We start from the raw sequence: 24,167 nt of genomic DNA, 5'->3' as shown, positions 1-24,167 counted from the left end.
AGCTGTCGACGCAACCGGGAAACGGGGATTACCTGGCCGCGCAACAACATGTCCGGCCGCCCGTTGTCCTCTGCTTGATGCAGTCCATCTTCCTCTGCCTCTCGTCGGTGGCCCGAATCGGACCCGCGACGTCATGATGACCCACCCATTTCGCCACCGCGACCACATTTACGACGGACCGGTTCAGCCGGCGCTGAACAGCTCCACCAGTTCCGCTTTCCCGAACATCCGGGCGGTATCCATCGCGGACGGGGTACCGGCCGCCGGGTCCGCGCCGCCGGCCAGCAGCGCGCGGATCACCGCTTCCTCTCCCTTGAAGACGGCTCCGGCCAGCGGCGTCTGTCCGCGGTCGTTGGTGCGGTCGGCATCGGCGCCCCGTGCGATCAGTGCCTGCACCGCCTCCGCGTGGCCGTGATAAGAGGCGAGCATCACCAGGGTGTCGCCCCGGTCGTTGGTGAGATTCGCCGGCACTCCGGCGTCCACATACGCGGCGAGTTGCCCGGCCTCTCCCCGCCGGGCGAGATCGAAGACCTTCGTGGCCAGCTCGACCACTTCGGGATCGGGGGCTCCGCTCATCGCGCGTACCGCCTTCCACTGCGTTGACCTCGGGGTACGGCAGAGCAGCCGTACGGGTGATTCGACAGCGTACTGCCCGCCGTCGGACATGCCCCGGCCCGGCTGCGGCAAGGATCACCCGAGGCGCGGACACCCTTTCACCGGCCCGGCAGAAGCGGCCTCAAGGGGTCTTTTGTAGGCCGGTCCAGTGAAAAAGACGACAAATAACCCGATTGCCGCTTTTACCCGGCAGATACTTTCGGTGATGCTGGAAGGACTCATGGTGACTGTCCCCCTCGATCAGGAGACCCTCATGATCCTGTCCATGTCAGGCGTTGTACTGCTCGCAATCATCGTCTTCCTCTTCTTCAGGAAGGGAGGACTCAAGGCATCGCACGGCATCGTCTGTGCGCTCTTCGGCTTCTTCCTCGCGGGCACCGCCATCGCCCCGAGCATCACGGCAGGCAGTGCCAGCCTCGCCAGCCTGCTGGGCGGGATCAAGTTCTGACCCTCAGCACCACCCGCTCCCCCACCCCAGGAGACAGATGTGGCCCGGCGACCGCTTCCTCGCATTCTGAGCAGCAGCAGCGCACAGATCATCCGCAGCCGCGAGATCGCTCGGACGGCCGCCGACAGTGCCACCGATGTCCTTCATCCGCTGATCACGGTCGGCCGGGGCCTGCGAAGGCTGGCCTCGGCCACCGGGCAGCGGTGGGCCGCGCTGCCCAAGGACCGGCGCGGTCCCGCGCTGTTCTTCGTCGCGGCCTGCGTCCTGGTGGTCGCGCTCATCCCGTACGGGCCGCTGCTCGCCCTGATCACGGTGATGGCCGCGGCCGCCTGGAAGGGACACGAGCGCGCGGAGGCGCGGACCGGGCCGGACGAAGCCGCGACGGCCCGGCTGCAGGCTCTTTACGAGGCTCTGGTGCCGTGTTTCTCGCTACCCGAGGACCCGGCTCCGCTCTTCGCCCACGGCGGCGAGTGGGACCAGGTCTTCAGCGACTTCGCGTTCGACGAGAACGGGCGGCTCACCGAGCTGCGGGTGAGGTACCCCGCGTACTTCGCTGACGGCGAGCCCGCGTCCCGTGCCCGCGTCGAACAACTGCTGCATGCCAAGTCCGGCCGCGGCCGCGAGTATCTCTTCGACTGGGACGAGGAGGGCAACCGGCTCACGATGAGCGTGCTGCCCGCCCTGTCCACCTCGATCGCGGCCCAGTCCTTCGTCACCGCTCCCGGCGAGACCGTCCTCGGCTTCACCGATGCCGACGCGGTGCAGCGCACCGTCCCGGTCCAGGAGGGTGAGGAAACCCACGACGCGCCCCCGGTCGTCTGGCGTACCGGAGCACACTCCACGGAGCCGCACCTGCTCGTCGTCGGTGAACCGGGCAGCGGAATCACCACGCTGTTGCGCTCGATCGCACTCCAGACCCTGCAGCACGGCGATGTGGTGATCGTCGAGGGTGGCGGGATCGGCGAGTACGCGTGTCTCTCCGGACGGCCGGGGGTGCTGGCCGTCGAGTGCGGACTGTCCGGCGCGCTCGCCACGCTGGAATGGGCCGCGCACGAAACCGAACGGCGGCTGACCGCCGCGGACCGGGCCAGGCAGTCCGGGCATCCCACGCCCGACGACATCCGGCGCCCGCTGTGGATCCTGTTCGACCGGCCCAGTGTGTTCGGGCATCTGGCCGCAGCGGACGGCCGCACCGATCCGCAGGACCTGCTGCAGGTACCGCTGCGGCACGGCAGAGCGGCGAACGTCACGGTCGTGGTGGCCGAACAGTTCGACTCGGTGGACGCTGTCAGCGAGACCGTGGCCCGCCACACCCGGGCCCGTGTCGTCCTCGGACCGGCCACTCATCAGCAGATCGAGGTCCTGCTCGGCGCCCCGCCGCGTACCACGCCCACCCCCGGCACCCCGCCGGGCAGGGGGTACGCACGGCTCGGGTCAGGTCCCGTGCTCAGGATCCAGGTGCCGGCCACCCCTGACCCGTACGACGAAGAAGCCAGCGAGGCACACCGGCGGGCCGTGCTGGATCTTCTCCCGGGGAGCCCGGGCGAAGGGGCGGCGCAGGCTCCGCTCCCGGCCACCCTCCAGAAGGCGCCGGCTCCCGCTGACGTCGCATCGGGGGTGATCGAAGCACCGCCCACCCGTACCGGGACCGTGCACGATCCGGTGGCCGCCGAGAGCTGAGTGACCGGGGCCCCCTCAAGCGACAAAGGTCCGCGGGGCTTCCGCGCCGCTGCTCGCACCGCTCTCCACCAGCCTGGCCGCGGCGGCCAGGCGCTGGGCCGCCTCGTCCGCGACCGGACCACCGACAGTGAACGGGAGGCGTACATATCCCTCGAACGCGCCGTCGACCCCGAAGCGCGGCCCCGACGGCACCCGGACCCCGACGCGTTCGCCCACCTCGGCCAGCCGGGACCCCGAGAGGCCCCCGGTCCGGACCCAGAGTGTCAGCCCGCCGTGCGGGACCTCGAACTCCCAGCTCGGCAGTTCGCGGCGGACCGCGGTGACCAGCGCGTCACGGTTCTCGCGGGCCTGGGCGCACCGGATGCGGACGGCCTCCTCCCATCCCCCGGTGCTCATCAGCCAGTTGACCGCGAGTTGTTCGAGCACCGGGGTGCCGAGGTCGGCATAGGCTCGCGCGGCCACGAGGCTGCGGATCACATCCGGCGCGGCCCGCACCCAGCCGATCCGCATGCCGGCCCAGAAGGCCTTGCTCGCCGACCCGACGGTCAGCACCGTGCTGCCCGCCGGGTCGAAGGCGCACACCGGCCGCGGCATGTCCGTGCCCGGGTCGAGGAGCAGTTCGGACATGGTTTCATCGACGACCAGCACCGTCCCGGCCGAGCGTGCGGCGTCGACCAGCCCCCGTCGCTGGTCCTCGTCGGCCAGCGCCCCGGTGGGATTGTGGAAGTCCGCGACGACGTAGGCGAGGCGCGGAGCGGCGTCCCGCAGCACGTGCCGCCACCGGCCCAGGTCCCAGCTGCCGAGCCCTTCGGCCATCGCCACCGGCACCAGCCGGGCACCCGCCTCCCGCATCAGCTGCAGGATGTTGGCGTACGAGGGCGACTCGACGGCGATCCGCTCACCGCGGCCGGCGAAGAGGTGGCAGATGGCGTCCATGGCCCCCATCGCCCCCGTGGTGACCATGATCTGCTCCGGCATCGTCGGGATGCCGCGCTCGCTGTAGCGGTCCGCGAGCATCTGCCGCAGTGCGGGCAGGCCGGCCGGATAGTCGCCGTGCGTGTGGGCGTAGGGCGCCAGCTCCTCCAGCGCCCCCTGTACCGCCCGGGTCAGCCACGGTTCCGGCGCGGGCAGCGCGGCGGTGCCGAGGTCGATCACCGATCCCAGGGCCTCGGGCGGCAGCGGCTCCAAACCACGGGCGGGCAGCGGATTGCCCGCGGGCACCGCGGTCCAGCTGCCGGCCCCTCGGCGTGACTCGAGGAAGCCCTCGGCGCGCAGTGCCTCGTACGCAGCAGCCACCGTGGTGCGGCTCACCGACAGCGCCACCGCCAGTTCGCGCTCGGCGGGCAGCCGCGCGGCGACCGGCACCCGGCCTTCGAGGACCAGCAACCGGACACCGTCGGCCAGCGCCCGGTAAGCGGGGGGCTTACGGGTGCCCGGTCCCGCGGGCCGGGACTGCTGGCTGCTGAGCTGACGGGCGAGCTGAGCCGCCCCGACCGCTGAAGTCCACTGCGCCATGAAACAAGTCCACCCATCCTCGATTGGCCCTGGTTGTCATGCGATCACAGGCCACAGAGTGTCATGCATCAGTCCACTGGCGCCAGTCCACTCCTCACGCGGAGGCCGCATTGCCCAAAGAACTCATCCACCGACTGCTTCAGCTCTACGTCGGCCTGGTGCTGTACGGAGTCAGCTCCGCCCTGCTGGTGCGCGCCGGACTGGGGCTGGAACCCTGGGGAGTCCTGCACCAGGGCCTGGCCGCGCTGACCGGGCTGACGATCGGCACCGTGTCCATCATCGTGGGGGCCGCCGTACTGCTGCTGTGGATACCGCTGCGCCAGCGGCCGGGGCTCGGCACCGTCTCCAATGTCTTCGTGATCGGTATCGCCATGGACGCCACGCTCGACCTGGTGCCCGATGTCCACGCGCTCGCCGCCCGCATACCGCTGATGGTCGCGGGGGTGCTGCTGAACGGCGCGGCGACCGGCCTCTACATCTCCGCCCGGCTCGGCCCGGGGCCGCGGGACGGGCTGATGACCGGGCTGCACCAGATCACGGGCCGGCCCGTCCGGTGGGTGCGTACCGCCATCGAGGTCGCGGTGGTCGCCGCCGGCTTCGCCCTCGGCGGCACCGTCGGCGTCGGCACGGTCGTCTACGCCCTGGCCATCGGGCCGCTCGCACAGGTCTCTCTGCGGGTGTTCGGCAGCCCGGCGAAGAGCGCCCGGCCCTCGGCCGCGGTGTCGGCACCCGAGGGCGCGATACTTCCCGAGTGACCCGAGCCACCCGTATACGCCATCCCTTTCTGGACCACGCAGGACCGATACCGTTCGCCCACCGCGGCGGTGCTGCGGACGGCATGGAGAACACTCGCGCCGCCTTCGCGCGCGCGGCCGGCGCCGGATACCGGTACTTCGAGACCGATGTGCACACCACGTCGGACGGCCGCCTCGTCGCCTTCCACGACGCGACGCTGGACCGGATGACGGATCTCCGGGGCCCGATCGCGAAACTTCCGTGGAGCGAGGTGCGCCGTGCCCGCACAGCAGGCCGCCGGCCGCTCCCGCTCTTCGACGAACTGCTCGACGAGTTTCCGCGAGCCCGCTGGAACATCGACGTCAAGGCGGAGTCCGCCCTCGTCCCGCTGATCGATCTGATCCGCCGGAGCGACGCCTGGGACCGGGTGTGCGTCGGTTCGTTCTCCGAGCGCCGAGTGGCCCGGGCGCAGGCTCTCGGCGGACCGCGTCTCGCCACCTCCTACGGCATGAGCGGCGTACTGGCGCTGCGGCTGCGCTCGTACGGGATACCCGCGGTGCTGCGCGTGAGCGCCGTCTGCGCCCAGGTCCCCGAGTTCCACGGCAGGGTCAGAGTCGTGGACCGGCGCTTCGTCCGGGCTGCGCATGCCCGCGGCCTGCAGGTACACGTCTGGACGGTCAACGACCCCGTACGGATGGCGGCCCTGCTCGACCTGGGCGTGGATGGCATCATGACCGATCATCTCGAGTCACTGCGCACGGTCCTCACCGAGCGGGGGACGTGGAACTGACGATCAAGGGGCGCGGGTTGAGCGCGGGAGCGGCGGAACGGACGGCCGAGGCGGCCGACCGCAGACGCGAGCAGCACGGCTGGTACTTCTACGACTTCGCGTGCTCGGTCTACTCGACGAGTGTGCTCACCGTGTTTCTCGGCCCCTACCTGACCTCGGTGGCCAGGGCCGCGGCGGACACCGAAGGGTTCGTCCATCCGCTCGGCATCCCGCTGCGGGCCGGGTCGGTCTTCGCCTACACGGTTTCCGTCTCGGTCGTCGTCGCCGTGGTGGCCATGCCGCTGGTCGGCGCGGTCGCCGACCGGACCGGCCGCAAGAAGCCGCTGCTCGCCGTCTCCGCGTACCTCGGCGCGGCGGCCACCACCGGGATGTTCTTCCTGGACGGCCACCGCTATCTGCTGGGCGCGCTGCTGCTCATCGTGGCCAACTCCGCTCTGGCGGTCTCGATGGTCCTCTACAACGCCTACCTCCCGCAGATCGCGGAGCCGGACGAGCGGGACACGATCTCCTCGCGCGGCTGGGCGTTCGGGTACACCTCCGGCGCTGTCGTCCTGGTGCTCGATCTGGTGCTGTACACGGCACACGACAGCTTCGGCATCTCGCAATCCACCGCCGTGCGGATCTGTCTCGCATCGGCCGGCGTGTGGTGGGGTGCGTTCACTCTCGTACCGCTGCGCCGGCTGCGGGACCGGCAGGTGGCCGGCGGAGAGCGCGGCACGGTCGGCGCGGGATGGCGGCAGCTTCTGGCGACCCTGCGGGACATGCGCCGATACCCGCTGACGCTCGGCTTCCTGCTGGCCTATCTGGTCTACAACGACGGTATTCAGACGGTGATCTCGCAGGCTTCGGTGTACGGCTCCGAGGAGCTGGGCCTCGGCCAGACCACCCTGATCACGGCCATTCTCCTGGTGCAGGTGCTGGCGGTGGCGGGCGCCCTGGGCATGGGAAGGCTAGCCCGGCTGTACGGCGCGAAACCGACCGTCCTCGGGTCGCTCGCCGTGTGGGCGCTGATCCTCTGCATGGGATATTTCCTGCCGGCCAGGACGCCGGTCTGGTTCTATCTGCTGGCCGCGGCGATCGGCGTGGTGCTCGGGGGCAGCCAGGCGTTGTCGCGTTCGCTGTTCTCGCATCTGGTGCCGCGGGGCAAGGAGGCGGAGTACTTCTCCGCCTACGAGATGAGCGACCGCGGACTGAGTTGGCTGGGGCCGCTGGCCTTCGGGCTCACCTACCAGCTGAGCGGCAGTTACCGGCAGGCGATCATCTCGCTGGTGATCTTCTTCGTGCTGGGATTCGCCCTGCTGGCGCGGGTGCCTGTGCGACGGGCCGTGGCAGCCGCCGGAAACACGGTCCCCGACCGAATTTAGGCTCTGAAGTGAAAGGCCGGTAGTGTACGCCTTTGGCTTACCAGGCGGACCGTTACTGCGTGATCACCAAACGAAAACGCTGGGTGACATCCCTAGTCAGATGTGACAAACAGGGCACTGGTGGGTACAACAAGGGGCGGCACGACGGAAGGCAGCGGCGCGCAGCGCCTCCACCAAGGTGCGGGAATCTTTACCGCCGACCGGACGTTGACCGGATGACGACGACAGCGACACCTGTCCTGTGGGCGACAAGCCCGGGAGGCACGATTCATGAGTGAGCGAGCTCTTCGCGGCACGCGCCTCGTGGTGACCAGCTACGAGACCGACCGCGGCATCGACCTGGCTCCGCGCCAGGCCGTGGAGTACGCATGCGAGAACGGACATCGTTTTGAGATGCCGTTCTCCGTGGAGGCGGACATCCCGCCAGAGTGGGAGTGCAAGGCCTGCGGCGCCCAAGCACTCCTGGTAGACGGGGACGGCCCTGAGGAGAAGAAGGGCAAGCCCGCGCGCACGCACTGGGACATGCTCATGGAGCGGCGCACACGCGAGGAGCTCGAGGAGGTGCTGGCCGAGAGGCTGGCCGTCCTTCGCTCCGGCGCCATGAACATTGCCGTGCATCCGCGGGACAGCCGCAAGTCCGCGTAACGTCCAGGCGTTCGCGTACGCACGAACAGCAGCCGCGGGCTGCGGCGCACTTCAGGTGCGCCGCAGCCCGCGGCTTTGCTGCGTGGCACCACAGTCCTGGCGGCCGGCTGTGTCACGGCGTGAGGGGCGGGCGCGGGCCCTCGTCCCCGTGGGAGTCGCGCTGCTCCGTCCGCTCGTCCTTGATGACCTCGCCCTGGACCACCTTGCCGTCCGGGCGCCGCATCCGGGCCTGCTGGAAGGCGTCGCCCAGGCTGCCCGGCGCCGCCCGGTTCATCCGGCGTTCCAGCGAACGCTCCGTATACCGGCTCAGCAGCGACCGAACGGGTGGCACCAGACAGAGCAGCCCCAGCGCGTCGGAGATGAGCCCGGGCAGCATGATCAGCAACCCGCCGAGCATCAGAAAACCGTTGCCGCTGCTCTCGCGGTCCCCCGGCGGCTCCGTGGCGGGCTCCGCACCCGGCTGCTGCTGCAGCGTCGCGGTCAGATTGCGGAAGGCGCGCCGCCCGGCCCGCTTGATGACGGCGCCGCCCAGCACGGCGGCGCCGACCAGCAGGAAGAGCACCGTCAGTCCACCGGCGACCTCCGCCACCAGGACCAGCAGCCAGATCTCGAGCACCAGCCAGACGGCGATGCCGAGCGGGACAAGGGTGCGTGCGCGGGAACGCCTGGGAGCGGTCGGGGGCGGGGTGCCGATTGTCATGTTCCCAGTGTGCCTGGCGACGCGCAAAGACGGTGTCAGCGGGCCGTCAGGAAGGCTTGCGGCCCAGCAGCCGGTCGGCCCGTGATCCGACGCCCCAGGCGGTCACCCGCCACAGTGCCTCGACGACGATGTCCCGGCTCATCTTCGAGTCACCGATCTCCCGGTCCACGAAGGTGATCGGCACTTCGACGACATGGCAGCCGGCCTCCACGGCACGACGCGCGAGGTCCACCTGGAAGCAGTAACCCTGTGAGGAGACCCGGTCGAGATCGAGCTCTTCCAGGGTCTCCTTGCGGAAGGCCCGGAAGCCGCCTGTGACATCACGGATCGGTACGTTGAGGAGCAGCCGCGAGTAGGTACTGCCGCCGCGCGACAGCATCTCCCGGTACTTCGGCCAGTTGACGACGCGTCCGCCCGGCATCCAGCGTGAGCCGAGAACCAGGTCGGCACCCTTCAGCGCGGTGAGCAAACGCGGCAGTTCCTCGGGCTGATGCGAACCGTCGGCGTCCATCTCGACGAGTACGTCGTACCCGTGCTCGATGCCCCACCGGAAACCCGCCAGGTACGCGGCGCCCAGGCCTTCCTTGCCCTCACGGTGCAGCACCTGCACCGCGGAGTCGTCGGCGGCGATCGTGTCAGCGATCTTCCCGGTGCCGTCCGGACTGTTGTCATCGGCGACGAGAATGTCCGCTTCGGGCACCGCGGCACGCAGCCGGGCGACGATCGGCTTGATGTTCTCGGCCTCGTTGTAGGTCGGAATGATGACCAAGGCCTTGCCGAGCGGTCCGAACTGCCGCTCACCGCCGTCGTTCACTGCTGCCCCTCACATTGTCACTGCCGAACCATCACCCTATCGAGCGTGGGCCTCCTGCACCGCCGCCGAGCCCTGGTATTGGCGCATGTTGCTGAGAGAAAAGTGCGGAGGAGGCGGCAGAGGGCGTGCGGAAGGCTGCCCTGAGGGTGCGAGAACTGCGGATCGGGGCCCGGTGTCCTTCGGGCCGACCTGGGGCCCGCTGGCTGCGGGTCGACCGAGGGCCGTTGTCTACTGAACGTCCGGGCCCCACCCGGGTCGCACCTTCCCCCGCGAGCTCCTGCGGAGCAGGGGGGACGCCCTTCCGGCTGAAACCTCCCTCGCCCCCGAGGCGCGGGCGCTGAACCTGGCTCCCAGTGGTGGCGCACCATGGCGCGCCGCCCCATGACCCAGCGGCGTTCGACGACTGCGTGGAGGTCTTCCGGTCGGACGTCCTGTGGTGGACTCGGCCGAACCTACCCGCCTCCGGCCGCTCCCTGTCAACACCCGTGTGAGCTGCGCTGTTTCCATGAACCAGCAGGTCAGTGGGGAGGTGGCGCTCCACATGGCAGACCTCCCGGCGTATCGATCGGGGGTACCGATTGTCCGGATGTCACTCGTTCGGCCGCTCCTCCGGCCGCTGGTCCGGCCTCGTGAAGACGGTCTGGCCGAACACCACCGTCCGCAGACAGACCGGGAGTTCGGCCCCCGGCGTGAGGTCCGGCAGCCCGGGCGTGCCGGAGCGGGGGTCGGTCGACCAGCGGGCGACCCGGTCGTCGGGGGCCTGGACCACCAGATCGGCGGTGCGCCAAACGGCGTAGTCGGCGGGCGCACCGGGCACCAGCGCACCGGCGTCGTCCCGGCCGATCGCCCGCCAGCCACCGCGGGTATGGGCGGCGAAGGCGGCGCGCACCGAGACCCGGTGCTCGGGCGTGCGGTGGAACGCGGCCGCGCGCACGGTCGCCCAGGGGCCGAGTGCGGTCACCGGACTGTCCGAGCCGAAGGCCAGCGGTACGCCGGCCCGCAGCAGGGCCGCGTACGGGTTCAGCGTGCGGGCCCGCTCGGCGCCGAGGCGCTGCGCGTACATGCCGTCCTCGCCGCCCCAGGCCGCGTCGAAGGCCGGCTGGACGGAGGCGGTGAGCCCCAGTTCGGCGAAGGCTGCGATGGTCTCCGGGGTGAGCATCTCGGCGTGCTCCACGCGGTGCCGTGCGGCGCGCACCCGGGGCAGGCCCAGCTTCTCGGCAGCGGCCCGTGCGCCCTCGACGACCGCCGTGATCGCCGCGTCGCCGATGGCGTGGAAGCCGGCCTGGAGCCCTGCTTCGGTGCAGGCGGTGACGTGCGCGGCGATGCCTGCGGCGTCCAGATGGGCGCTGCCGGTGTGTGGATCGTCCGCGTACGGCTCGTGCAGGCAGGCGGTGTGCGAGCCGAGTGAACCGTCGACGAACAGGTCGCCCGCCGCCCCGATCGCGCCCAGTTCCGTGATCCGGCGCGCGTCCTTGGCGTCGGCGACGCGATCGGCCCAGTAGCCGAAGAGGCGCGGGCCCGGCTCCTCCGCGGCGAGCCGGAGCAGGCCGGTGAAGTCCTCCTCGTCGGAGATGTCGGGCCCGCCGCACTCGTGCATCGCGCCGATCCCCAGGGACGCCGCCCGATGGCGGGCCGCCCGCTGCGCCTCGGCGCGCTGGTGCGGGGTGATCGCCGCGTGGGCGGCGGCGCGCACGGCGTGGTGTGCGGCGCCGGTGAGCGGGGCGTCCGAGTGGTATCCGGCGAGTGCGGTGATCCGCGGGACCATGTCGAGCAGCGCGGTGGAGGCGACGGCCGAGTGGACATCGACCCGCGGCAGATACACCGGTCGGCCACCCGTCGCCTCGTCGAGTTCGGTGCGGGACAGCGGCCGTTCCCCCGGCCAGGCCGCCGCATCCCAGCCGTGGCCGAGCAGCACCCGGTCGGCCGGGCGGGAGGCCGCGTGGACCCGTAGGAGGGCGAGCGCGCCGGCGGGCGTCCGGGCCGGCGACAGATCGAGACCGGTGAGTGAAAGACCGGTCGATGTGGTGTGCACGTGTGCGTCCGTGAACGCCGGGGTCACCAGTGCCCCTTCGAGGTCGATGACCTCGTCGACACCCTTGGCGAAGGCGTCGGCGGCGCCCTCCGAACCCACCCATGCGACGTGCCCGCGTTCCACGACCATCGCGGTGGCGAACGGGTCGGCGGGGCTGTGGATGTCTCCACCGCGCAGCAGCACGGTGTGGGTGTCGGCCTGTGCGGCGGTGCTCTCGGTCATGGGGACAGTCTCCCGCCTACCGGTGGGAAGTCCGCACACCGGGGCGGACAGCGTGCGGCCGGCGTCCGCCGGTGCTCCCCGGCGCGGGCCGGAGGGACCGCTGCGACTGCCCGGGGCGCTCCCATGATCTCTCAGATCTCTGGCGGCCGCGCCTCGTACGGGGTCGACAGCACGACGGTCGTACGCGTGGAGACCCCGGCCAGCGAGCGGATCCTGGTCAGCAGGTTCTCCAGCGCCAGCGGCGTCGGCACTCGCACCTTGAGGATGTAGTTCTCGTCGCCCGCGACGCTGTGGCAGGCCTCGATCTCCGGTACCCCGGCGAGGCGTTCCGCGATGTCGTCGGGGGCGCTGGGGTCGAAGGGCTTCACCGAGATGAACGCGGTGAGCGGCAGGCCCACCGCTTCCGGGTCGACCACCGCGGCATAGCCACGGATGACTCCGCGCTGCTCGAGCCGGCGTACCCGCTGATGCACCGCCGAGGTGGACAGGCCGGTGGCCTTGCCCAGGTCGGTGTAGCTCATCCGCCCGTCCTTGACGAGCAACTCCACGATGCGGCGATCCAGCTCCTCCATACGGATCAACCTATTGCCCAGGTCACTCCAGGCCCAGTCGAAGAGGGCTCCGGAGGGGGTCTTCCCGGCCCATGTGATGAAGACCACAGGCCTGGAGCCGTGTCCGTGGGGAACGCGCGATTACCGCGGCGGCGGGACGGGAAGTGCTTGCTGTGGTCGAGACCACAGTCGCTGGTCGGCCCATCCGAGGGGGAGATTCTCCATGCAGAAACTCAAAAGCGTTGATTCCGTCGCGGCCGCCGAGCTCGCCGACCTGGCGGGCGAGGGGGGTCCCGGCGACTACGACACATGGGAGATGTACCGGGTGATCTGCCCGGACTGCACTCAGCCGATCGCGCTGCTCGCCGACGAGGACCTGCTGCCCGAGCACGCGCTCTGCACCAGCCCGTGGGATCCGTTCGGTCTCACCGTGTGCGCCGGGACCGGCCGCGACGCCTCGGACGCCGAGCCTGCCGACGAGAGCGTCGAGGCGCAGCAGCAGGACACCGCGTTGCTGTTGACGCTTCCTCAGGGGCTCGACTGGCGGAAGCAGCCCTTCTCCCACGTCGGAGGCCCCGGCTCGCGTCCGGTCAAGGCCGTGCGGCGCGCCGCCTGAGCCGCCGGCTGGTCGGAGCGTACGGCGCAGGTGAGGCCATCGGCGCGCCGATGCCCGCGCGCCGGCGTCCGGGCGTATCCCGCGAACAGACGCCCGAGACGGCGGAACGGTGACCCGGCGGCGCCGCCCGGCGTTGACCGGTCATGACTGTTCTGCACTACGGGACCGGGACCGGACGCCGTCGGCTGATCGCCTGCGCCCCTGAGGAATCGCTTCCGCGCTTTGCGGAAGCACCGATCTACCAGGCGCTGATCCATCAGTGGGGCCGGGCCGGCAAGACCCTGCCGGGCCGCCGCGACCCGGAGTGGACGCGGCTGACCGCGTCCACCGTCCGGGTCGGGCAGTTCAGTGCGATTCCGGACCCGCGAGGTGGCGGGCAATGACCATCCGCTGAATCTGATTGGTGCCCTCGACGATCTGCAGCACCTTCGCCTCCCGCATGAACCGCTCCACCGGGAAGTCCACGGTGTACCCGTACCCGCCGAGCACCTGGACGGCATCGGTGGTCACGCGCATCGCCGCGTCCGTGCAGAAGAGCTTGGCCATGGCGGCCTGCCGGGAGAACGGACGCCCGGCGTCCCGCAGTCGCGCGGCGGCCAGGTAGAGGGCGCGGCCCGCCTCGATCTGCGTCGCCATGTCGGCGAGCAGGAAGCGCAGCCCCTGGAAGTCCGCGATGGGGCGGCCGAACTGCTGTCTGCCGGTGGCGTAGAGGACCGCCTCGTCCAGCGCCGCCTGGGCGACTCCGACGGCGCAGGCGGCGATACCGAGCCGGCCGGAGTCGAGCGCGGACAGCGCGATGGCGAAGCCCTGGCCCTCCTCGCCGATCCGCCGTGCATCGGGCACCCGGACCTCGTCGAAGTGCAGCTGAGCGGTGGGCGAGCCGTTCATGCCCATCTTCTTCTCGGGCGACGCGGCCGTCAGCCCCGCGGCGTCCCCCGGCACCAGGAAGGCCGAGATACCCCGGGCGCCCTCGCCACCGGTGCGGGCCAGGACGGTGTAGAAGTCGGCGACACCGCCATGGGTGATCCAGGCCTTGGTGCCGGTGATCACCCAGTCCCCGCCGTCCCGTACGGCCTTGGTACGCAGCGACGCGGCGTCGGAACCCGAGGCGGGTTCGGAGAGGCAGTAGGCGCCGAGCAGTCCGCCGCCGAGCATGGCCGGGAGGTGCGTGGCCTGCTGCTCCTTGGTCCCGAAACGGGCAAGGGCATGACAGGCCAGGGAATGCACGCTGACACCCAGACCCACCGTGAGCCGGGCGGACGCCAACTCTTCGAGGACCTGGAGATAGACCTCGTACGGTTGGTCGCCGCCGCCGAACTCGGAGGCGTACGGAAGGCCCAGTAGCCCTGATTCGGAGAGCAGCGCGAAGATCTCACGCGGAAAGTGTCCGTTGTGTTCCTCGGCGGACGCGCCGGGCGTGATCTCCCGCTGGACGATGTCACGCACAAGCGCGATCAGGTCCCGGGACTCCTCGGTGGGCAGCTGACGGTCCACCACCTGCGGGGCGTGGTCGGGCATGGCGACGCTCTCCTCCCTGTCGGGCGCTACGGCATGCGCGCAGCCAGGGTGTGGCAGCGCTGCCGGGTCTCGCCTCAGCCGATGCTGCCCGCCCGGATCGCGGAAGGGCCTGACCAGAGGCTGTGGCGGCTTGAGTATGCCCGATCGGCGGACTCCCGTCACGGGGGGCACGGTCGCCGGGGCCGGCGCTCACGGTGCGGCGCGGACCGAGGGCGGCGGCGACGGGCATTCCGGGACGAGTTCGCCGATGGTGTCCAGGGTGTGGCGGAGCATCCTGGCCAGCATCGTCCGGACGGTCTCGCGGGCCGGTTCCGGGTGGTTCAGCCAGTCGAGGGTGACCCCCTCCACGCCGCTCAGCCAGCCCAGCAGGGCGAGCCGGGCCAGCAGGGGGATCTCGCGGTGACCGTAGGCGCCCTCCGCGATGGTGGCGATCAGTTCCTCGCGTACCGCGTCGCGCAGCGCCTGCACCTGGGTGTCGAAGCCCACGCCACCCGTGACGATGGTGCGGAAGGCTGCCTGGTGGTGCTGTGCGTAGCGCAGACAGCCCTCGATGGTGCGGCACACGATCGGCCCCGGGCAGCTGGGTGTCGCTCGCCGCGAGCGGGGCCGTTCGCCGGTCAGCGGATTCCGACGGCCGCCAGAGCACACCGCTGGGCGGGGGTCGGGTGGGCCGGCCAGTACACGTAACAGACGCCGCCCGTTCCGGAGACCACCGCGCCGGACGCGTTGCGGCGCTTGGTGCGGAGCCAGATGGTCTCCCATTCGGACCGCCGGTAGACACGCCGCACCGCGTCGTCGTTCGGCGAGGCGGGGTCGTTGGCGATCACGTCGCCCTCGGCCGTGAAGCCGATCACCGTCATCAGGTGCCCCGAGGTGCCGTATCCGGCGCCGGTCAGTTCCTCCTTGAGGAACGACTGGGACGTTATGGCCGGGATGCCCGCACGGATCAGGGTCTCCAGGTCACCGAGCGAGGACAGCCGGGTGACAACGGAGCTCATGTCCTCATAGCTCGCCGCATAGGCGGCGTTGAACGGCCAGTTGCCGCACCCTTCGTACTGGTAGTCGTAGGTGTAGCGCGCCGCCTGGCAGACCTCGGGGTCCGGATAGGCGGGGTTCACCCAGGCGAGGTCCGCCGCGGTCGGTCCGCGGCCCCAGTACTTGATGATCATCGAGGAGGAGGTGGGGCTGCACCACGCCTCGCCGCCGCCGTCGTACTCCGGGTACTGCCCGTCGTGGACGTCCTGCGAGAACCGCGGCACGGGCAGCTCCCGCGCGAGATGCGGCGAAGAAGCGGGCACGGTGAAACGGTCCGGGATGTCGGAGGCCATCGCACCGAGCCGCCAGACGGTGGGGGTAAGCCGGGTGCCCGGCCTGCGGTAGAGGGTCAGCCGGAGGCGGTAGGAGGTCAGGCGCAGCCCGCTCGCCGCATCGTCGATGGAGAAGGTGTCGGTCCAGATGGAGCTCTTGCCGTCACTCTGGTCGTCGACCGAGGTACGCCTGATGTCCGCGTCGCCGGACGCCCAGCGGCCCATCACGTACCAGGGGGTCCGGGTGCCGTCGGTGTAGGTACCGCACAGTTCGATCTGGAGCCAGGTACCCGCCGGGGTGTGCGCGTTCCACGAGGCGATGACCTCGGTGGCGGGGACGCGGGAGTGATGGACCGGAGAGGTCCAGGTGGCGTACTCCCAGGTGGCGGTCTTCCCGGTGTGCGGATCGGTGTAGTCCGTGCGGCCGGCGGGGGTGTCGATCACCAGCCCGGGGCGCCGGCCGGCGATGGCCCGGGTGCCTGACGCGGCGCCGAAGCGCCAGTCGGTGTACGCGGTCCAGGAACTGTTGTCCACGAGCGGAGGTGCGGTCTTCTCGGTGGTCGCGGCCGAGGCGGCCACGGCGTCCGGGGCGGCCGAGGTGTCCGGCGCGGCAGCGGACGCGGGCACGGCGGAGGCCGCGGCGGCCGCGAGTGCGGCGGCGAGCACGGTTCTGCGCGGAGTTGAACTGGTCACTGTGGTGGACCCCCAGTCGAGTACGGATGGGGCAGCAGTTGCACGGCAGTGGAGCAACTATTGCGGCTACCGGCGCACTTCTGCCAGTGATTCCCCTCGCGTCTTGCCACCAATATTGGTATCGACCACTGGCGTGACCTGCGACGCGGCCATCTCCTCCTAGGCTGACCCCATGACAGACCTTGATCGCCTGGCGGCTGCGGTCCGTGAACTGCCCGCTTCCTGCGGGCCCGTTCGACTGATCGCGGTCGACGGCCACGCCGGCTCGGGGAAGAGCACTTTCTCGGCCAAGCTGGCCGATGCGCTGAACGAGGCGCCTGTACTGCATCTGGACGACCTGGCCACCCACCAGGAGCTGTTCGACTGGACGGAGCGGCTGCGGTCCCAGGTGCTGCGCCCGTTCGCCCGGGGGGATGCCGCTCGGTACGCGCCGTACGACTGGACCCTGCGCCGCTTCGGGCCGGAACGGATCCTGCACCCCGCTGACGTCGTCATTCTCGAGGGAGTGGGCGCCGGACGCCGGGCGCTGCGCCCGCATCTCGCACGGCTGCTCTGGATGGACCGGGATGCCGAGGGGTCGTGGCAGCGCGGCCGCCACCGGGACGGCCCCGGGCTCAAGGGCTTCTGGGACGGGTGGACCGCGGCGGAAACCCGGCACTTCGCCGAAGACCCTTCCCGGCCATTCGCACACTTCCTGGTGCACGAGTTCCCCCTGGGATATGAGGTGCTCCGGAACCCCTCAGTGACAGCATGAGCGAGCCAAGGCGTGACGGATCGTGACCAGCTCTCCGCAGGAGCGGGACCCGGCGGAAAACCTCCCCTCGAGTGCCTCAACTCCGCTTGACCCAGGGCCCGTACAGGTCTTACGTTCTCAATGTGCGGCTTTTCGAAGCTGACGCAGACGCGAAGCCCCCGGTTGTTCCCCCGTGACCGGGGGCTTCGTTCTGCCCCCGTGTCCTCGACCGGACGCTCCGCACCCCTGTTCGCTCACCCTCGGTCACCATCCGCGGAGTGGCGCACACGCTGATCCACTCCCCCGGCGCTCTTCGGTACCGGGCCGCTGCGCAGGTACGATGCCCTTCGGGCGGCACCGGCAATTCCCGTCCGCTGCACGGCGGTTCACAGGCCGCAGGGCGCTGAGCCCGGCGGCACGGTACGGGGACACGGTCTGTGGGGGACGTGATGGATTTCGGCATGCAGGGCACTGGGGCCCCGGCCGATCTCGCCTGGCTGCGCGGTGTGGACGCCTACACGATGGGCGCGTACCCGCAGGCCGAGGAGGAGTTCAGGACGGCGGTGCGGCTCGATCCCGGCATGGCTGACGGCTGGCTCGGGCTGCACGCTCTGCGGGTGGACACCACCACCGCGCTGTTACGGATGTTCCGCCACCGGGAGCGGTTCGGCGAACAGCGCTCCCGGCTCAGACGTGCGCTCAACTCCTGGTACTGGCTGGGCTGGTGGGTACAACCGGTCCTGGAGAGCCCGCGCGATCTGCTGCTGGCACACGCTTCCCACTGGCTCGACGGCCGCCATGTGCCCGAGCTCGACCGGGCCCTCGCCGGCCTGCCCCCGGTCGACACCGACCCCCAGGTGCGGTTCCTGCACGCCTGCCGTGCCTACCTCGCCAAGGACTGGGAGCGGCTGGTGCGCCACACCGCGACCCTGGTCAACGACCCGCTGCTGGGTATCGAGGCAGGTTTGTTCGGTGGCATGGCGCGGGTCCGTCTGGAGATGTACGGCCAGGCCGAGCCGCTGCTGTCCGCCGCGCTGATGCGCTGCCGCAGCGAGCAACCGCAGCGCAAGGAGCTGCGCTACTGGCTGGCCCGTGCGCACGAGGGCACCGGACGCAGCGCGGCCGCCCTGCCGCTGTACCGGGCCGTTCACCGGGTCGATCCGGCGTTCATGGACACCTCGGCACGACTGGCGGCGATTTCCGAGGGAGACGGGTACGACGAGACAGCGGACTATGCGGCGGTCTCCCTGGCCGGCTGCGGCCAGGACACAGTGGACGGGCAGGCCGAGGGCACGCTCGTGGAGGGCGATCCGGTCGAAGGCAGGGAGCTGCGTCCCGGCAGCGATCCGCTCGTCGGTCCGACGCCGACCGACCGGGCGCGCGACCGGGACATCTTCCTCGCGGAGCCGTTCACCGCTGAGCTCCCCACCGGTCCGACCGACCCCGAACTGCTCGCCGAGGCGCTGGCCGAGCTGGAGCGCATGGTGGGTCTGGAGCCGGTGAAGCGTCAGGTCAAGGCGCTGTCGGCGCAGCTCAACATGGCGCGTCTGCGGACCGGGGAGGGCCTGCCCGTGCAGCCCCCGAAGCGCCACTTCGTCTTCTCGGGCCCTTCAGGCACCGGGAAGACGACCGTCGCCCGGATCCTGGGCCGGGTCTTCTACGCCCTGGGACTGCTCGGCGGGGATCATCTGGTGGAGGCGCAGCGGGCGGACCTGGTGGGCGAGTTCCTCGGCCAGACCGCCGTCAAGGCGAACGAGCTGATCGACTCGGCGCTGGGCGGGGTGCTGTTCGTCGACGAGGCGTACAGCCTTTCCAACTCCGGTTACAGCAAGGGCGACGCCTACGGCGACGAGGCCCTGCAGGTGCTGTTGAAACGCGCCGAGGACAACCGTGACCACCTGGTCGTCATCCTGGCCGGCTACCCCGAGGGTATGGACCGTCTCCTCGCCACCAACCCGGGGCTGTCCTCCCGCTTCACCACCCGGGTCGACTTCCCCAGCTACCGTCCGCTGGAACTCACCGCCATCGGCACGGTGCTCGCCACCGAGAACGGGGATGTCTGGGACGAGGAGTCGCTGGACGAGCTGCGTTCCATCGCCGGGCATGTGGTGGACCAGGGCTGGATCGATGAACTGGGCAATGGACGGTTCCTCCGCACGCTGTACGAGAAGAGCTGTGCGTACCGGGATCTGCGGTTGTCGGGGTACGCGGGGGTTCCCGACCGGAACGATCTGGCCACGTTGCGGTTGCCGGATCTCATGCAGGCGTACGGGGAAGTGCTGTCCGGGCGGGGACCGGTGGGGCGAGGGCCCCAGGAGCCACCGGGGATGTGAGGGGGCACGGGGATCAGCCTGCCAGGGCTTGTTCGGCCTGTTCCAGGCGCGGGGCGGAGACCTGTCCCGCGACGTCCCGGTGGGCCGGATCCCGTACCTCCCCGACGAGCATCTCCAGCACGTCCTCCAGCGCCACGAGCCCCAGCACCTTGCCCGAGCCGTCCGCGGCCTGCGCCACATGGGTGGCCGCCCTGCGCATCACCGTCAGAGCCTCGTCCAGCGGAAGCTCCGCGCGCAGCGTGGTCATCGGGCGCCACACCTGCTGCGGCACCGCGCGGTCGCGCTCCTCCAGGTCGAGCACATCCTTGACGTGCAGGTAGCCCATGAAGGCGCCGCCGTCCGCGCAGACCGGGAAGCGGGAGTATCCGGTGCGCACGGTCAGCTCCTCGATCTGCTGGGGGGTGACCGAGGGGGTGACCGTGATCAGCTCGGCGCGGGAGATCAGCACATCGGCGATCGGCCGGCTGCCCAGTTCGAGGGCGTCCTCCAGTCGTTCCTGGGCCTCGGAGTCCAGCAGTCCTGCCTGACCGGAGTCCTCGACGAGCCGGTTGAGCTGCTCGCTGGTGAAGACCGCCTCGACCTCGTCCCTGGGCTCGACGCCGAAGAGCTTCAGCACCAGCCGGGCACACGCGCCGAGGGCAGCCGTCACCGGTCGGCACAGTCCCGCGAAACCGACCAGGCCGGGGCTGAGCCAGAGGGCGGTCTTCTCCGGCGCCGCCATGGCGAGGTTCTTCGGGACCAGCTCGCCGATGATCAGATGCAGGGAGACGACGCACGCGAGCGCGATGACATAGCCGAGCGGATGGACCACCCCCTGCGGCAGCCGCGCCGCCGTGAAGACCGGCTCGAGGAGGCGGGCGACGGTCGGCTCGGCGACCGCACCCAGGGTCAGGGAGCAGACCGTGATGCCGAACTGTGCCGCCGCCATCATCTGCGGCAGGTTCTCCAGGCCGTGCAGCACCCTGCGGGCGCGGGCCGAACCTTCCGCGGCGAGCGGCTCGATCTGGCTGCGGCGCACCGAGACCAGGGCGAACTCCGCGCCGACGAAGAAACCGTTGGCGAAAACGAGCAGCAGCGCGAAAAGAAGCTGGAGCAGGCTCATCGCACGCCCTCCGTGAGACCGGCGGGTACGTCGGTGGTGCGGACCAGCCGCACGCGTTCGGCCCGGTAGCGGTCGACCCGGCGCACCGAGAGCCGCCAGCCGGGCAGTTCCGCGCGGTCCCCGGGGGCCGGGATGCGACCCAGCAGGTCGGCTACCAGCCCCGCCACGGTCTCGTAGGGCCCTTCGGGTACTTCGAGGCCTATCCGCCGCAGGGTGAGTACCCGGCAGCTGCCGTCGGCCTCCCAGGCGGGCCGCCCGTCCTCGGGCGGTACGGCGGAGAGTTCGGGACGGTCGGCGTCGGCGCCGTCGTGCTCGTCCCTGACCTCGCCGACCAGTTCCTCGATGATGTCCTCGAGGGTGACGACGCCGGCGGTTCCGCCGTACTCGTCGACCACCACGGCGATCGGCTGTTCGGTTCGCAGCCGCTCGAGCAGTTGCTGCACGGGCAGCGTCTCCGGCACCAGCAGCGGCGTCACCGCGACCCGGCTCACCGAGGTCCGCTGCCGGTCGTGCGGGGGCACGGCGAGGGCGTCCTTGAGATGGACCATGCCGACGACCTCGTCGATACGCTCCCGGTAGACCGGGAACCGGGAAAGTCCGGTGGCCCGGGTGAGGTTGAGCACGTCCGCGGCTGTTGCCGACGACTGCAGGGCGCTGACCTTCACCCGGGGCGTCATCACGTGCTGGGCGGTGAGCCCGGCCAGCGACAGGGTCCGTACGAACAGATCGGCGGTGTCCTGCTCCAGCGCGCCCGCCTGCGCCGAGTGGCGGGCCAGCGAGACCAGCTCGCCGGGGGTGCGGGCCGAGGCCAGCTCGTCCGCCGGTTCCACCCCGAGCGCCCGCACCAGCCGGTTGGCGACGGTGTTGAGCAGGGAGATCACCGGCCGGAAGGCGGCCGAGAAGAGCTGCTGGGGCCCGGCGACGACCTTGGCCACCTGAAGCGGTTTGGAGACCGCCCAGTTCTTCGGTACCAGCTCACCGATCACCATCTGCACGGCGGACGCCAGCATCATGCCGACGACGACGCTGATCCCGGAGACGGCCCCTTCGGGCAGCCCGGTCGCAGTGAGCGGTCCGGTGAGCAGTCGTGCCAGCGCGGGTTCGGCGAGCATGCCCACCACCAGCGAGGTGATGGTGATACCGAGCTGGGTGCCGGAGAGTTGGAAGGAGAGCTCGCGGAGGGCTGTGACGACCTTGCGGGCCCGCCGGTCGCCGGCGGCGGAGGCGCCCTCGGCGTCCCCCCGTTCCACGGTGACGAGGCCGAATTCGGCCGCGACGAAGAATCCGTTGGCGAGGATCAGAAGAAAAGCTGCTCCGAGGAGCAGTAGCGGAATGATCATGCCGCCGCCTCCGGATGGGGGGCGGCGCAGGTACTACCGGACGATCCGTCCATTGCTGGAAGGAGTCACTCCTCATGTCGCAGGGGTGGCCCCGCGGACCACGTGGGCCACAGGGTGCGGGGCGGGGCGCTCCGAGCGCCGCCGCCCACCAGAGTAATCAACAAGCGTCGCCCTGGCGCAGGGGCTCAGCGCCTGGGTGCACCCGTGCCGCGGGATTCCGCCAGGGCGCTCAGCGCGCGGGCGTCCCTGATGGCACGGTCCCTGCCGATGCCGGGCTGGATACCGAGGGCCGGCAGGGTGGTGCCGTCGCTGAGGTCGAGAAAGACCCAGGCGTCGCCCGGCCGCAGATTGACCCGCAGGATCTCGGCCCACTCCAGCCTGCGCCGGGAGGTGAGGTTGACGACGGTGACGCCGTCCTCGTCGGCCACCACCTTGGGCCGGCTGAGCAGGGCCAGTACGCCGAAGAACACCAGTGCGGTGACGATGAAGCTGACCCGCTCCCCGGTGTTCAGGGTGTCGAGTGCCACGGAGATCCAGCAGAGCACCACGAGCATGACCGTGCCCACGGTCAGCAGGACGATCCGGGTGCTGGTCGGCCGGAAGGTGGCCGGCAGTGGAGGAGGTTCGACGGGGGCGGTCATGCTCTGTGCGTCCTTCGGGCTGGTCGCGGGCCTGGTCGGCGGACGGTCAGAGGCGGCAGGCGTGGATGGCGGTGGTGAGGATGGCCCGGGCGCCCAGGTCGTACAGGCCGTCCATGATCCGCTGGGCCTCCTTGGCGGCGACCATGGACCGGACGGCGACCCAGCCCTCGTGGTGCAGCGGAGAGATCGTCGGCGACTCCAGGCCGGGCGTCAGGGCCACGGCCTGCTCCAGGTGCTCGACCCGGCAGTCGTAGTCCATCATCACGTAGCTGCGGGCCACCAGCACGCCCTGCAGGCGCCGGAGGAACTGCTGCACCTTGGGCTCCTCCGCCCCGGCTCCGGTCCGCCGGATGACGACGGCCTCGGACTTCAGGATCGGCTCCCCGATGACACCCAGACCGGCGTTGCGCAGCGAGGTGCCGGTTTCCACCACGTCCGCGATGATCTGGGCCACGCCCAGCTCGATGGCGGTCTCGACCGCGCCGTCGAGGTGCACCACGGAGGCGTCGATCCCCCGGTCGGCGAGGTCCTTGGCGACGATGCCTTCGTAGGACGTGGCGATCGTCAGTCCGCCGAAGTCCTCGGGGCCCTGCGCCGTGCCGGGCTTGGTGGCGTAACGGAAGGTGGAGCGGGCGAAGCCGAGCTCCAGGATCTCCTCGGCGCTCGCTCCCGAGTCCAGCAGCAGGTCACGGCCGGTGATGCCGATGTCGAGCTTGCCGGAGCTGACGTAGATCGCGATGTCGCGCGGACGCAGGTAGAAGAACTCCACCTCGTTCTCGGGGTCGACGAGAACGAGCTCCTTGGACTCCTTGCGCTGCTGGTAGCCGGCCTCATGGAGCATCGCCATCGCAGGCCCGGAGAGTGAACCCTTGTTGGGGACGGCGATGCGCAGCATGTGGGTCGGTTTCCTTAGGTAGCGGTGTTCAACGGCAGGGTTGTTCGGTGGCGCGGGAGGGCCGTGCTCAGAGATGGGCGTAGACGTCGTCGAGCGAGATCCCGCGGGCGACCATCATCACCTGGACGTGGTACAGCAGTTGCGAGATCTCCTCGGCGGCGGCTTCGTTGCCCTCGTACTCGGCAGCCATCCAGACCTCGGCGGCCTCCTCGACGACCTTCTTGCCGATGGCGTGCACGCCTTTGCCCACCAGTTCGGCGGTACGGGAGGTGGAGGGGTCGCCGTCGGCGGCCTTGAGCTGGAGCTCGGTGAAGAGCTCTTCGAAGGTTTTGTTCGCCATGATGGTGCTCAGAATACGGGGTCCGCGCCCGTACTCAGTGCCAGGGTTCGCTGACGGTACGCAGTGTGGTCGCGGTGGCCACGGCGGCGGTGACCGCTTCGTGCCCCTTGTCCTCGTTGGAGCCCTCGAGGCCTGCCCTGTCCAGCGCCTGCTCCTCGGTGTCGCAGGTCAGTACGCCGAACCCGATCGGAACCCCGGTTTCCACGGCGACCTGGGTGAGGCCGTTGGCCACGCCCTGGCACACATAGTCGAAGTGCGGGGTGCCGCCCCTGATGACGACGCCGAGGGCGACGATGGCGTGGTAACCCCGTCCCGCGAGGACCTTGGCGACCACCGGCAGCTCGAAGCTGCCCGGCACCCGCAGCAGGGTCGGTTCGTCGATGCCCAGCTCGCGCAGTGCGCGCAGCGCGCCGTCGACGAGGCCGTCCATGACCTTCTCGTGCCACTGCGCCGCGATGACGGCCACGCGCAGGTCGCCGCAGTTCTTCACGGTGAGTTCGGGTGCGCCCTTGCCGCTCATGTTTCTCCCTCTGGCTTC

25 protein-coding genes are annotated in these 24,167 nt (G+C 70.5%); 10 read left to right on the top strand and 15 right to left on the bottom strand.

All coding sequences use genetic code 11. From position 1 onward, the window contains the following. Positions 1-183 precede the first annotated feature (183 nt). Positions 184-576, bottom strand: a complete 393-nt coding sequence (locus tag AB0436_RS25740) for an ankyrin repeat domain-containing protein (protein ID WP_366470286.1) — start codon at positions 574-576, stop codon at positions 184-186. A 292-nt stretch (positions 577-868) separates the two neighbouring features. On the opposite strand from AB0436_RS25740, the gene AB0436_RS25735 reads away from it, so the two are divergent. Continuing rightward, the gene (locus AB0436_RS25735; RefSeq protein WP_365854838.1) at positions 869-1,063 is read left to right on the top strand and encodes a hypothetical protein; all 195 of its coding nucleotides are present in this window, start codon (positions 869-871) and stop codon (positions 1,061-1,063) included. A gap of 39 nt (positions 1,064-1,102) precedes the next feature. Continuing rightward, on the top strand, positions 1,103-2,743 hold the full coding sequence (locus AB0436_RS25730) for a hypothetical protein (protein WP_366470285.1): 1,641 nt from the start codon (positions 1,103-1,105) through the stop codon (positions 2,741-2,743). Positions 2,744-2,758: 15 nt separating this feature from the next. On the opposite strand, the gene AB0436_RS25725 is transcribed toward AB0436_RS25730, so the two are convergent. After that, positions 2,759-4,258 carry a PLP-dependent aminotransferase family protein gene (locus AB0436_RS25725; RefSeq protein ID WP_366470284.1) on the bottom strand — a complete coding sequence of 500 codons (1,500 nt, stop codon included), beginning with the start codon at positions 4,256-4,258 and terminating at the stop codon, positions 2,759-2,761. A gap of 110 nt (positions 4,259-4,368) precedes the next feature. Here AB0436_RS25725 and AB0436_RS25720 point away from each other — a divergent pair, with 110 nt between their 5' ends. The 4 genes from AB0436_RS25720 to AB0436_RS25705 all read left to right on the top strand — a co-directional run bounded on the left by AB0436_RS25720 (position 4,369) and on the right by AB0436_RS25705 (position 7,792). Beyond that, a complete protein-coding gene (locus AB0436_RS25720; protein ID WP_366470283.1) occupies positions 4,369-5,013 on the top strand; it encodes a hypothetical protein in 645 nt (214 codons plus the stop codon). Continuing rightward, complete coding sequence (locus AB0436_RS25715; RefSeq protein ID WP_366470282.1) at positions 5,010-5,783, top strand: glycerophosphodiester phosphodiesterase family protein; 774 nt, start codon at positions 5,010-5,012, stop codon at positions 5,781-5,783. The genes AB0436_RS25720 and AB0436_RS25715 overlap by 4 nt, the downstream gene beginning before the upstream one ends. Before the next feature lie 17 nt (positions 5,784-5,800). Continuing rightward, the gene (locus AB0436_RS25710; protein WP_366470320.1) at positions 5,801-7,147 is read left to right on the top strand and encodes an MFS transporter; all 1,347 of its coding nucleotides are present in this window, start codon (positions 5,801-5,803) and stop codon (positions 7,145-7,147) included. Between the two features lie 270 nt (positions 7,148-7,417). Beyond that, positions 7,418-7,792, top strand: coding sequence for an RNA polymerase-binding protein RbpA (locus tag AB0436_RS25705; RefSeq protein WP_161311542.1), 375 nt, complete (start codon positions 7,418-7,420; stop codon positions 7,790-7,792). A gap of 112 nt (positions 7,793-7,904) precedes the next feature. Here AB0436_RS25705 and fxsA read toward each other — a convergent pair whose 3' ends face one another. From fxsA to AB0436_RS25685, 4 genes are all read right to left on the bottom strand, one after another. Continuing rightward, on the bottom strand, positions 7,905-8,492 hold the full coding sequence (gene fxsA, locus AB0436_RS25700) for an FxsA family membrane protein (RefSeq protein ID WP_366470281.1): 588 nt from the start codon (positions 8,490-8,492) through the stop codon (positions 7,905-7,907). 46 nt (positions 8,493-8,538) lie between these two features. Next, a complete protein-coding gene (locus AB0436_RS25695; RefSeq protein ID WP_366470280.1) occupies positions 8,539-9,306 on the bottom strand; it encodes a polyprenol monophosphomannose synthase in 768 nt (255 codons plus the stop codon). Positions 9,307-9,895: 589 nt separating this feature from the next. Next, a complete protein-coding gene (locus AB0436_RS25690) occupies positions 9,896-11,560 on the bottom strand; it encodes an amidohydrolase (RefSeq protein ID WP_366470279.1) in 1,665 nt (554 codons plus the stop codon). Positions 11,561-11,691: 131 nt separating this feature from the next. Beyond that, the gene (locus AB0436_RS25685) at positions 11,692-12,132 is read right to left on the bottom strand and encodes an Lrp/AsnC family transcriptional regulator (protein WP_164266613.1); all 441 of its coding nucleotides are present in this window, start codon (positions 12,130-12,132) and stop codon (positions 11,692-11,694) included. A 202-nt stretch (positions 12,133-12,334) separates the two neighbouring features. Here AB0436_RS25685 and AB0436_RS25680 point away from each other — a divergent pair, with 202 nt between their 5' ends. Further along, complete coding sequence (locus tag AB0436_RS25680; RefSeq protein WP_366470278.1) at positions 12,335-12,727, top strand: hypothetical protein; 393 nt, start codon at positions 12,335-12,337, stop codon at positions 12,725-12,727. A gap of 143 nt (positions 12,728-12,870) precedes the next feature. Then, the gene (locus AB0436_RS25675; RefSeq protein ID WP_366470277.1) at positions 12,871-13,110 is read left to right on the top strand and encodes a hypothetical protein; all 240 of its coding nucleotides are present in this window, start codon (positions 12,871-12,873) and stop codon (positions 13,108-13,110) included. Here the strand turns inward: AB0436_RS25675 and AB0436_RS25670 are convergent. From AB0436_RS25670 to AB0436_RS25660, 3 genes are all read right to left on the bottom strand, one after another. After that, positions 13,073-14,245, bottom strand: a complete 1,173-nt coding sequence (locus tag AB0436_RS25670; protein ID WP_366470276.1) for an acyl-CoA dehydrogenase family protein — start codon at positions 14,243-14,245, stop codon at positions 13,073-13,075. The genes AB0436_RS25675 and AB0436_RS25670 overlap by 38 nt on opposite strands. Before the next feature lie 189 nt (positions 14,246-14,434). Continuing rightward, positions 14,435-14,809, bottom strand: coding sequence for a hypothetical protein (locus tag AB0436_RS25665; protein WP_366470275.1), 375 nt, complete (start codon positions 14,807-14,809; stop codon positions 14,435-14,437). Positions 14,810-14,862: 53 nt separating this feature from the next. After that, positions 14,863-16,245 carry a peptidase C39 family protein gene (locus tag AB0436_RS25660; RefSeq protein WP_366470274.1) on the bottom strand — a complete coding sequence of 461 codons (1,383 nt, stop codon included), beginning with the start codon at positions 16,243-16,245 and terminating at the stop codon, positions 14,863-14,865. Between the two features lie 172 nt (positions 16,246-16,417). Here AB0436_RS25660 and AB0436_RS25655 point away from each other — a divergent pair, with 172 nt between their 5' ends. After that, positions 16,418-16,999, top strand: coding sequence for a hypothetical protein (locus AB0436_RS25655; protein WP_366470273.1), 582 nt, complete (start codon positions 16,418-16,420; stop codon positions 16,997-16,999). Positions 17,000-17,427: 428 nt separating this feature from the next. Further along, positions 17,428-19,311, top strand: coding sequence for an AAA family ATPase (locus AB0436_RS25650; protein WP_366470319.1), 1,884 nt, complete (start codon positions 17,428-17,430; stop codon positions 19,309-19,311). A 13-nt stretch (positions 19,312-19,324) separates the two neighbouring features. Here AB0436_RS25650 and AB0436_RS25645 read toward each other — a convergent pair whose 3' ends face one another. From AB0436_RS25645 to ribH, 6 genes are all read right to left on the bottom strand, one after another. After that, the gene (locus AB0436_RS25645; RefSeq protein ID WP_366470272.1) at positions 19,325-20,413 is read right to left on the bottom strand and encodes a hemolysin family protein; all 1,089 of its coding nucleotides are present in this window, start codon (positions 20,411-20,413) and stop codon (positions 19,325-19,327) included. Continuing rightward, the gene (locus tag AB0436_RS25640; protein ID WP_366470271.1) at positions 20,410-21,753 is read right to left on the bottom strand and encodes a hemolysin family protein; all 1,344 of its coding nucleotides are present in this window, start codon (positions 21,751-21,753) and stop codon (positions 20,410-20,412) included. The genes AB0436_RS25645 and AB0436_RS25640 overlap by 4 nt, the downstream gene beginning before the upstream one ends. A gap of 185 nt (positions 21,754-21,938) precedes the next feature. Continuing rightward, complete coding sequence (locus tag AB0436_RS25635) at positions 21,939-22,394, bottom strand: PH domain-containing protein (RefSeq protein ID WP_366470270.1); 456 nt, start codon at positions 22,392-22,394, stop codon at positions 21,939-21,941. Positions 22,395-22,440: 46 nt separating this feature from the next. Further along, positions 22,441-23,289 carry an ATP phosphoribosyltransferase gene (hisG, locus tag AB0436_RS25630; RefSeq protein WP_366470269.1) on the bottom strand — a complete coding sequence of 283 codons (849 nt, stop codon included), beginning with the start codon at positions 23,287-23,289 and terminating at the stop codon, positions 22,441-22,443. 67 nt (positions 23,290-23,356) lie between these two features. Next, a complete protein-coding gene (locus AB0436_RS25625) occupies positions 23,357-23,629 on the bottom strand; it encodes a phosphoribosyl-ATP diphosphatase (protein WP_365854726.1) in 273 nt (90 codons plus the stop codon). A gap of 34 nt (positions 23,630-23,663) precedes the next feature. Continuing rightward, on the bottom strand, positions 23,664-24,149 hold the full coding sequence (ribH, locus tag AB0436_RS25620; protein ID WP_366470268.1) for a 6,7-dimethyl-8-ribityllumazine synthase: 486 nt from the start codon (positions 24,147-24,149) through the stop codon (positions 23,664-23,666). Positions 24,150-24,167 lie beyond the last annotated feature (18 nt).

The organism is Streptomyces sp. NPDC051322 (genome assembly GCF_040689485.1).
Lineage (GTDB): Bacteria > Actinomycetota > Actinomycetes > Streptomycetales > Streptomycetaceae > Streptomyces.
Note: the sequence above shows the minus strand (reverse complement) of the source record. Positions and strands in the feature narration are given on the sequence as shown.

Bases quoted from the DNA above. Each gene is read 5' to 3' on its own strand.
- AB0436_RS25675 (WP_366470277.1), top strand. From the start codon at position 12,871: ATGACTGTTCTGCACTACGGGACCGGGACCGGACGCCGTCGGCTGATC.
- AB0436_RS25735 (WP_365854838.1), top strand. From the start codon at position 869: ATGATCCTGTCCATGTCAGGCGTTGTACTGCTCGCAATCATCGTCTTC.
- AB0436_RS25705 (WP_161311542.1), top strand. From the start codon at position 7,418: ATGAGTGAGCGAGCTCTTCGCGGCACGCGCCTCGTGGTGACCAGCTAC.
- AB0436_RS25645 (WP_366470272.1), bottom strand. From the start codon at position 20,413: ATGAGCCTGCTCCAGCTTCTTTTCGCGCTGCTGCTCGTTTTCGCCAAC.
- fxsA (WP_366470281.1), bottom strand. From the start codon at position 8,492: ATGACAATCGGCACCCCGCCCCCGACCGCTCCCAGGCGTTCCCGCGCA.
- AB0436_RS25685 (WP_164266613.1), bottom strand. From the start codon at position 12,132: ATGGAGGAGCTGGATCGCCGCATCGTGGAGTTGCTCGTCAAGGACGGG.
- AB0436_RS25650 (WP_366470319.1), top strand. From the start codon at position 17,428: ATGGATTTCGGCATGCAGGGCACTGGGGCCCCGGCCGATCTCGCCTGG.
- AB0436_RS25670 (WP_366470276.1), bottom strand. From the start codon at position 14,245: ATGCCCGACCACGCCCCGCAGGTGGTGGACCGTCAGCTGCCCACCGAG.
- AB0436_RS25725 (WP_366470284.1), bottom strand. From the start codon at position 4,258: ATGGCGCAGTGGACTTCAGCGGTCGGGGCGGCTCAGCTCGCCCGTCAG.
- AB0436_RS25635 (WP_366470270.1), bottom strand. From the start codon at position 22,394: ATGACCGCCCCCGTCGAACCTCCTCCACTGCCGGCCACCTTCCGGCCG.
- hisG (WP_366470269.1), bottom strand. From the start codon at position 23,289: ATGCTGCGCATCGCCGTCCCCAACAAGGGTTCACTCTCCGGGCCTGCG.
- AB0436_RS25640 (WP_366470271.1), bottom strand. From the start codon at position 21,753: ATGATCATTCCGCTACTGCTCCTCGGAGCAGCTTTTCTTCTGATCCTC.
- AB0436_RS25690 (WP_366470279.1), bottom strand. From the start codon at position 11,560: ATGACCGAGAGCACCGCCGCACAGGCCGACACCCACACCGTGCTGCTG.
- ribH (WP_366470268.1), bottom strand. From the start codon at position 24,149: ATGAGCGGCAAGGGCGCACCCGAACTCACCGTGAAGAACTGCGGCGAC.
- AB0436_RS25625 (WP_365854726.1), bottom strand. From the start codon at position 23,629: ATGGCGAACAAAACCTTCGAAGAGCTCTTCACCGAGCTCCAGCTCAAG.
- AB0436_RS25655 (WP_366470273.1), top strand. From the start codon at position 16,418: ATGACAGACCTTGATCGCCTGGCGGCTGCGGTCCGTGAACTGCCCGCT.
- AB0436_RS25680 (WP_366470278.1), top strand. From the start codon at position 12,335: ATGCAGAAACTCAAAAGCGTTGATTCCGTCGCGGCCGCCGAGCTCGCC.
- AB0436_RS25740 (WP_366470286.1), bottom strand. From the start codon at position 576: ATGAGCGGAGCCCCCGATCCCGAAGTGGTCGAGCTGGCCACGAAGGTC.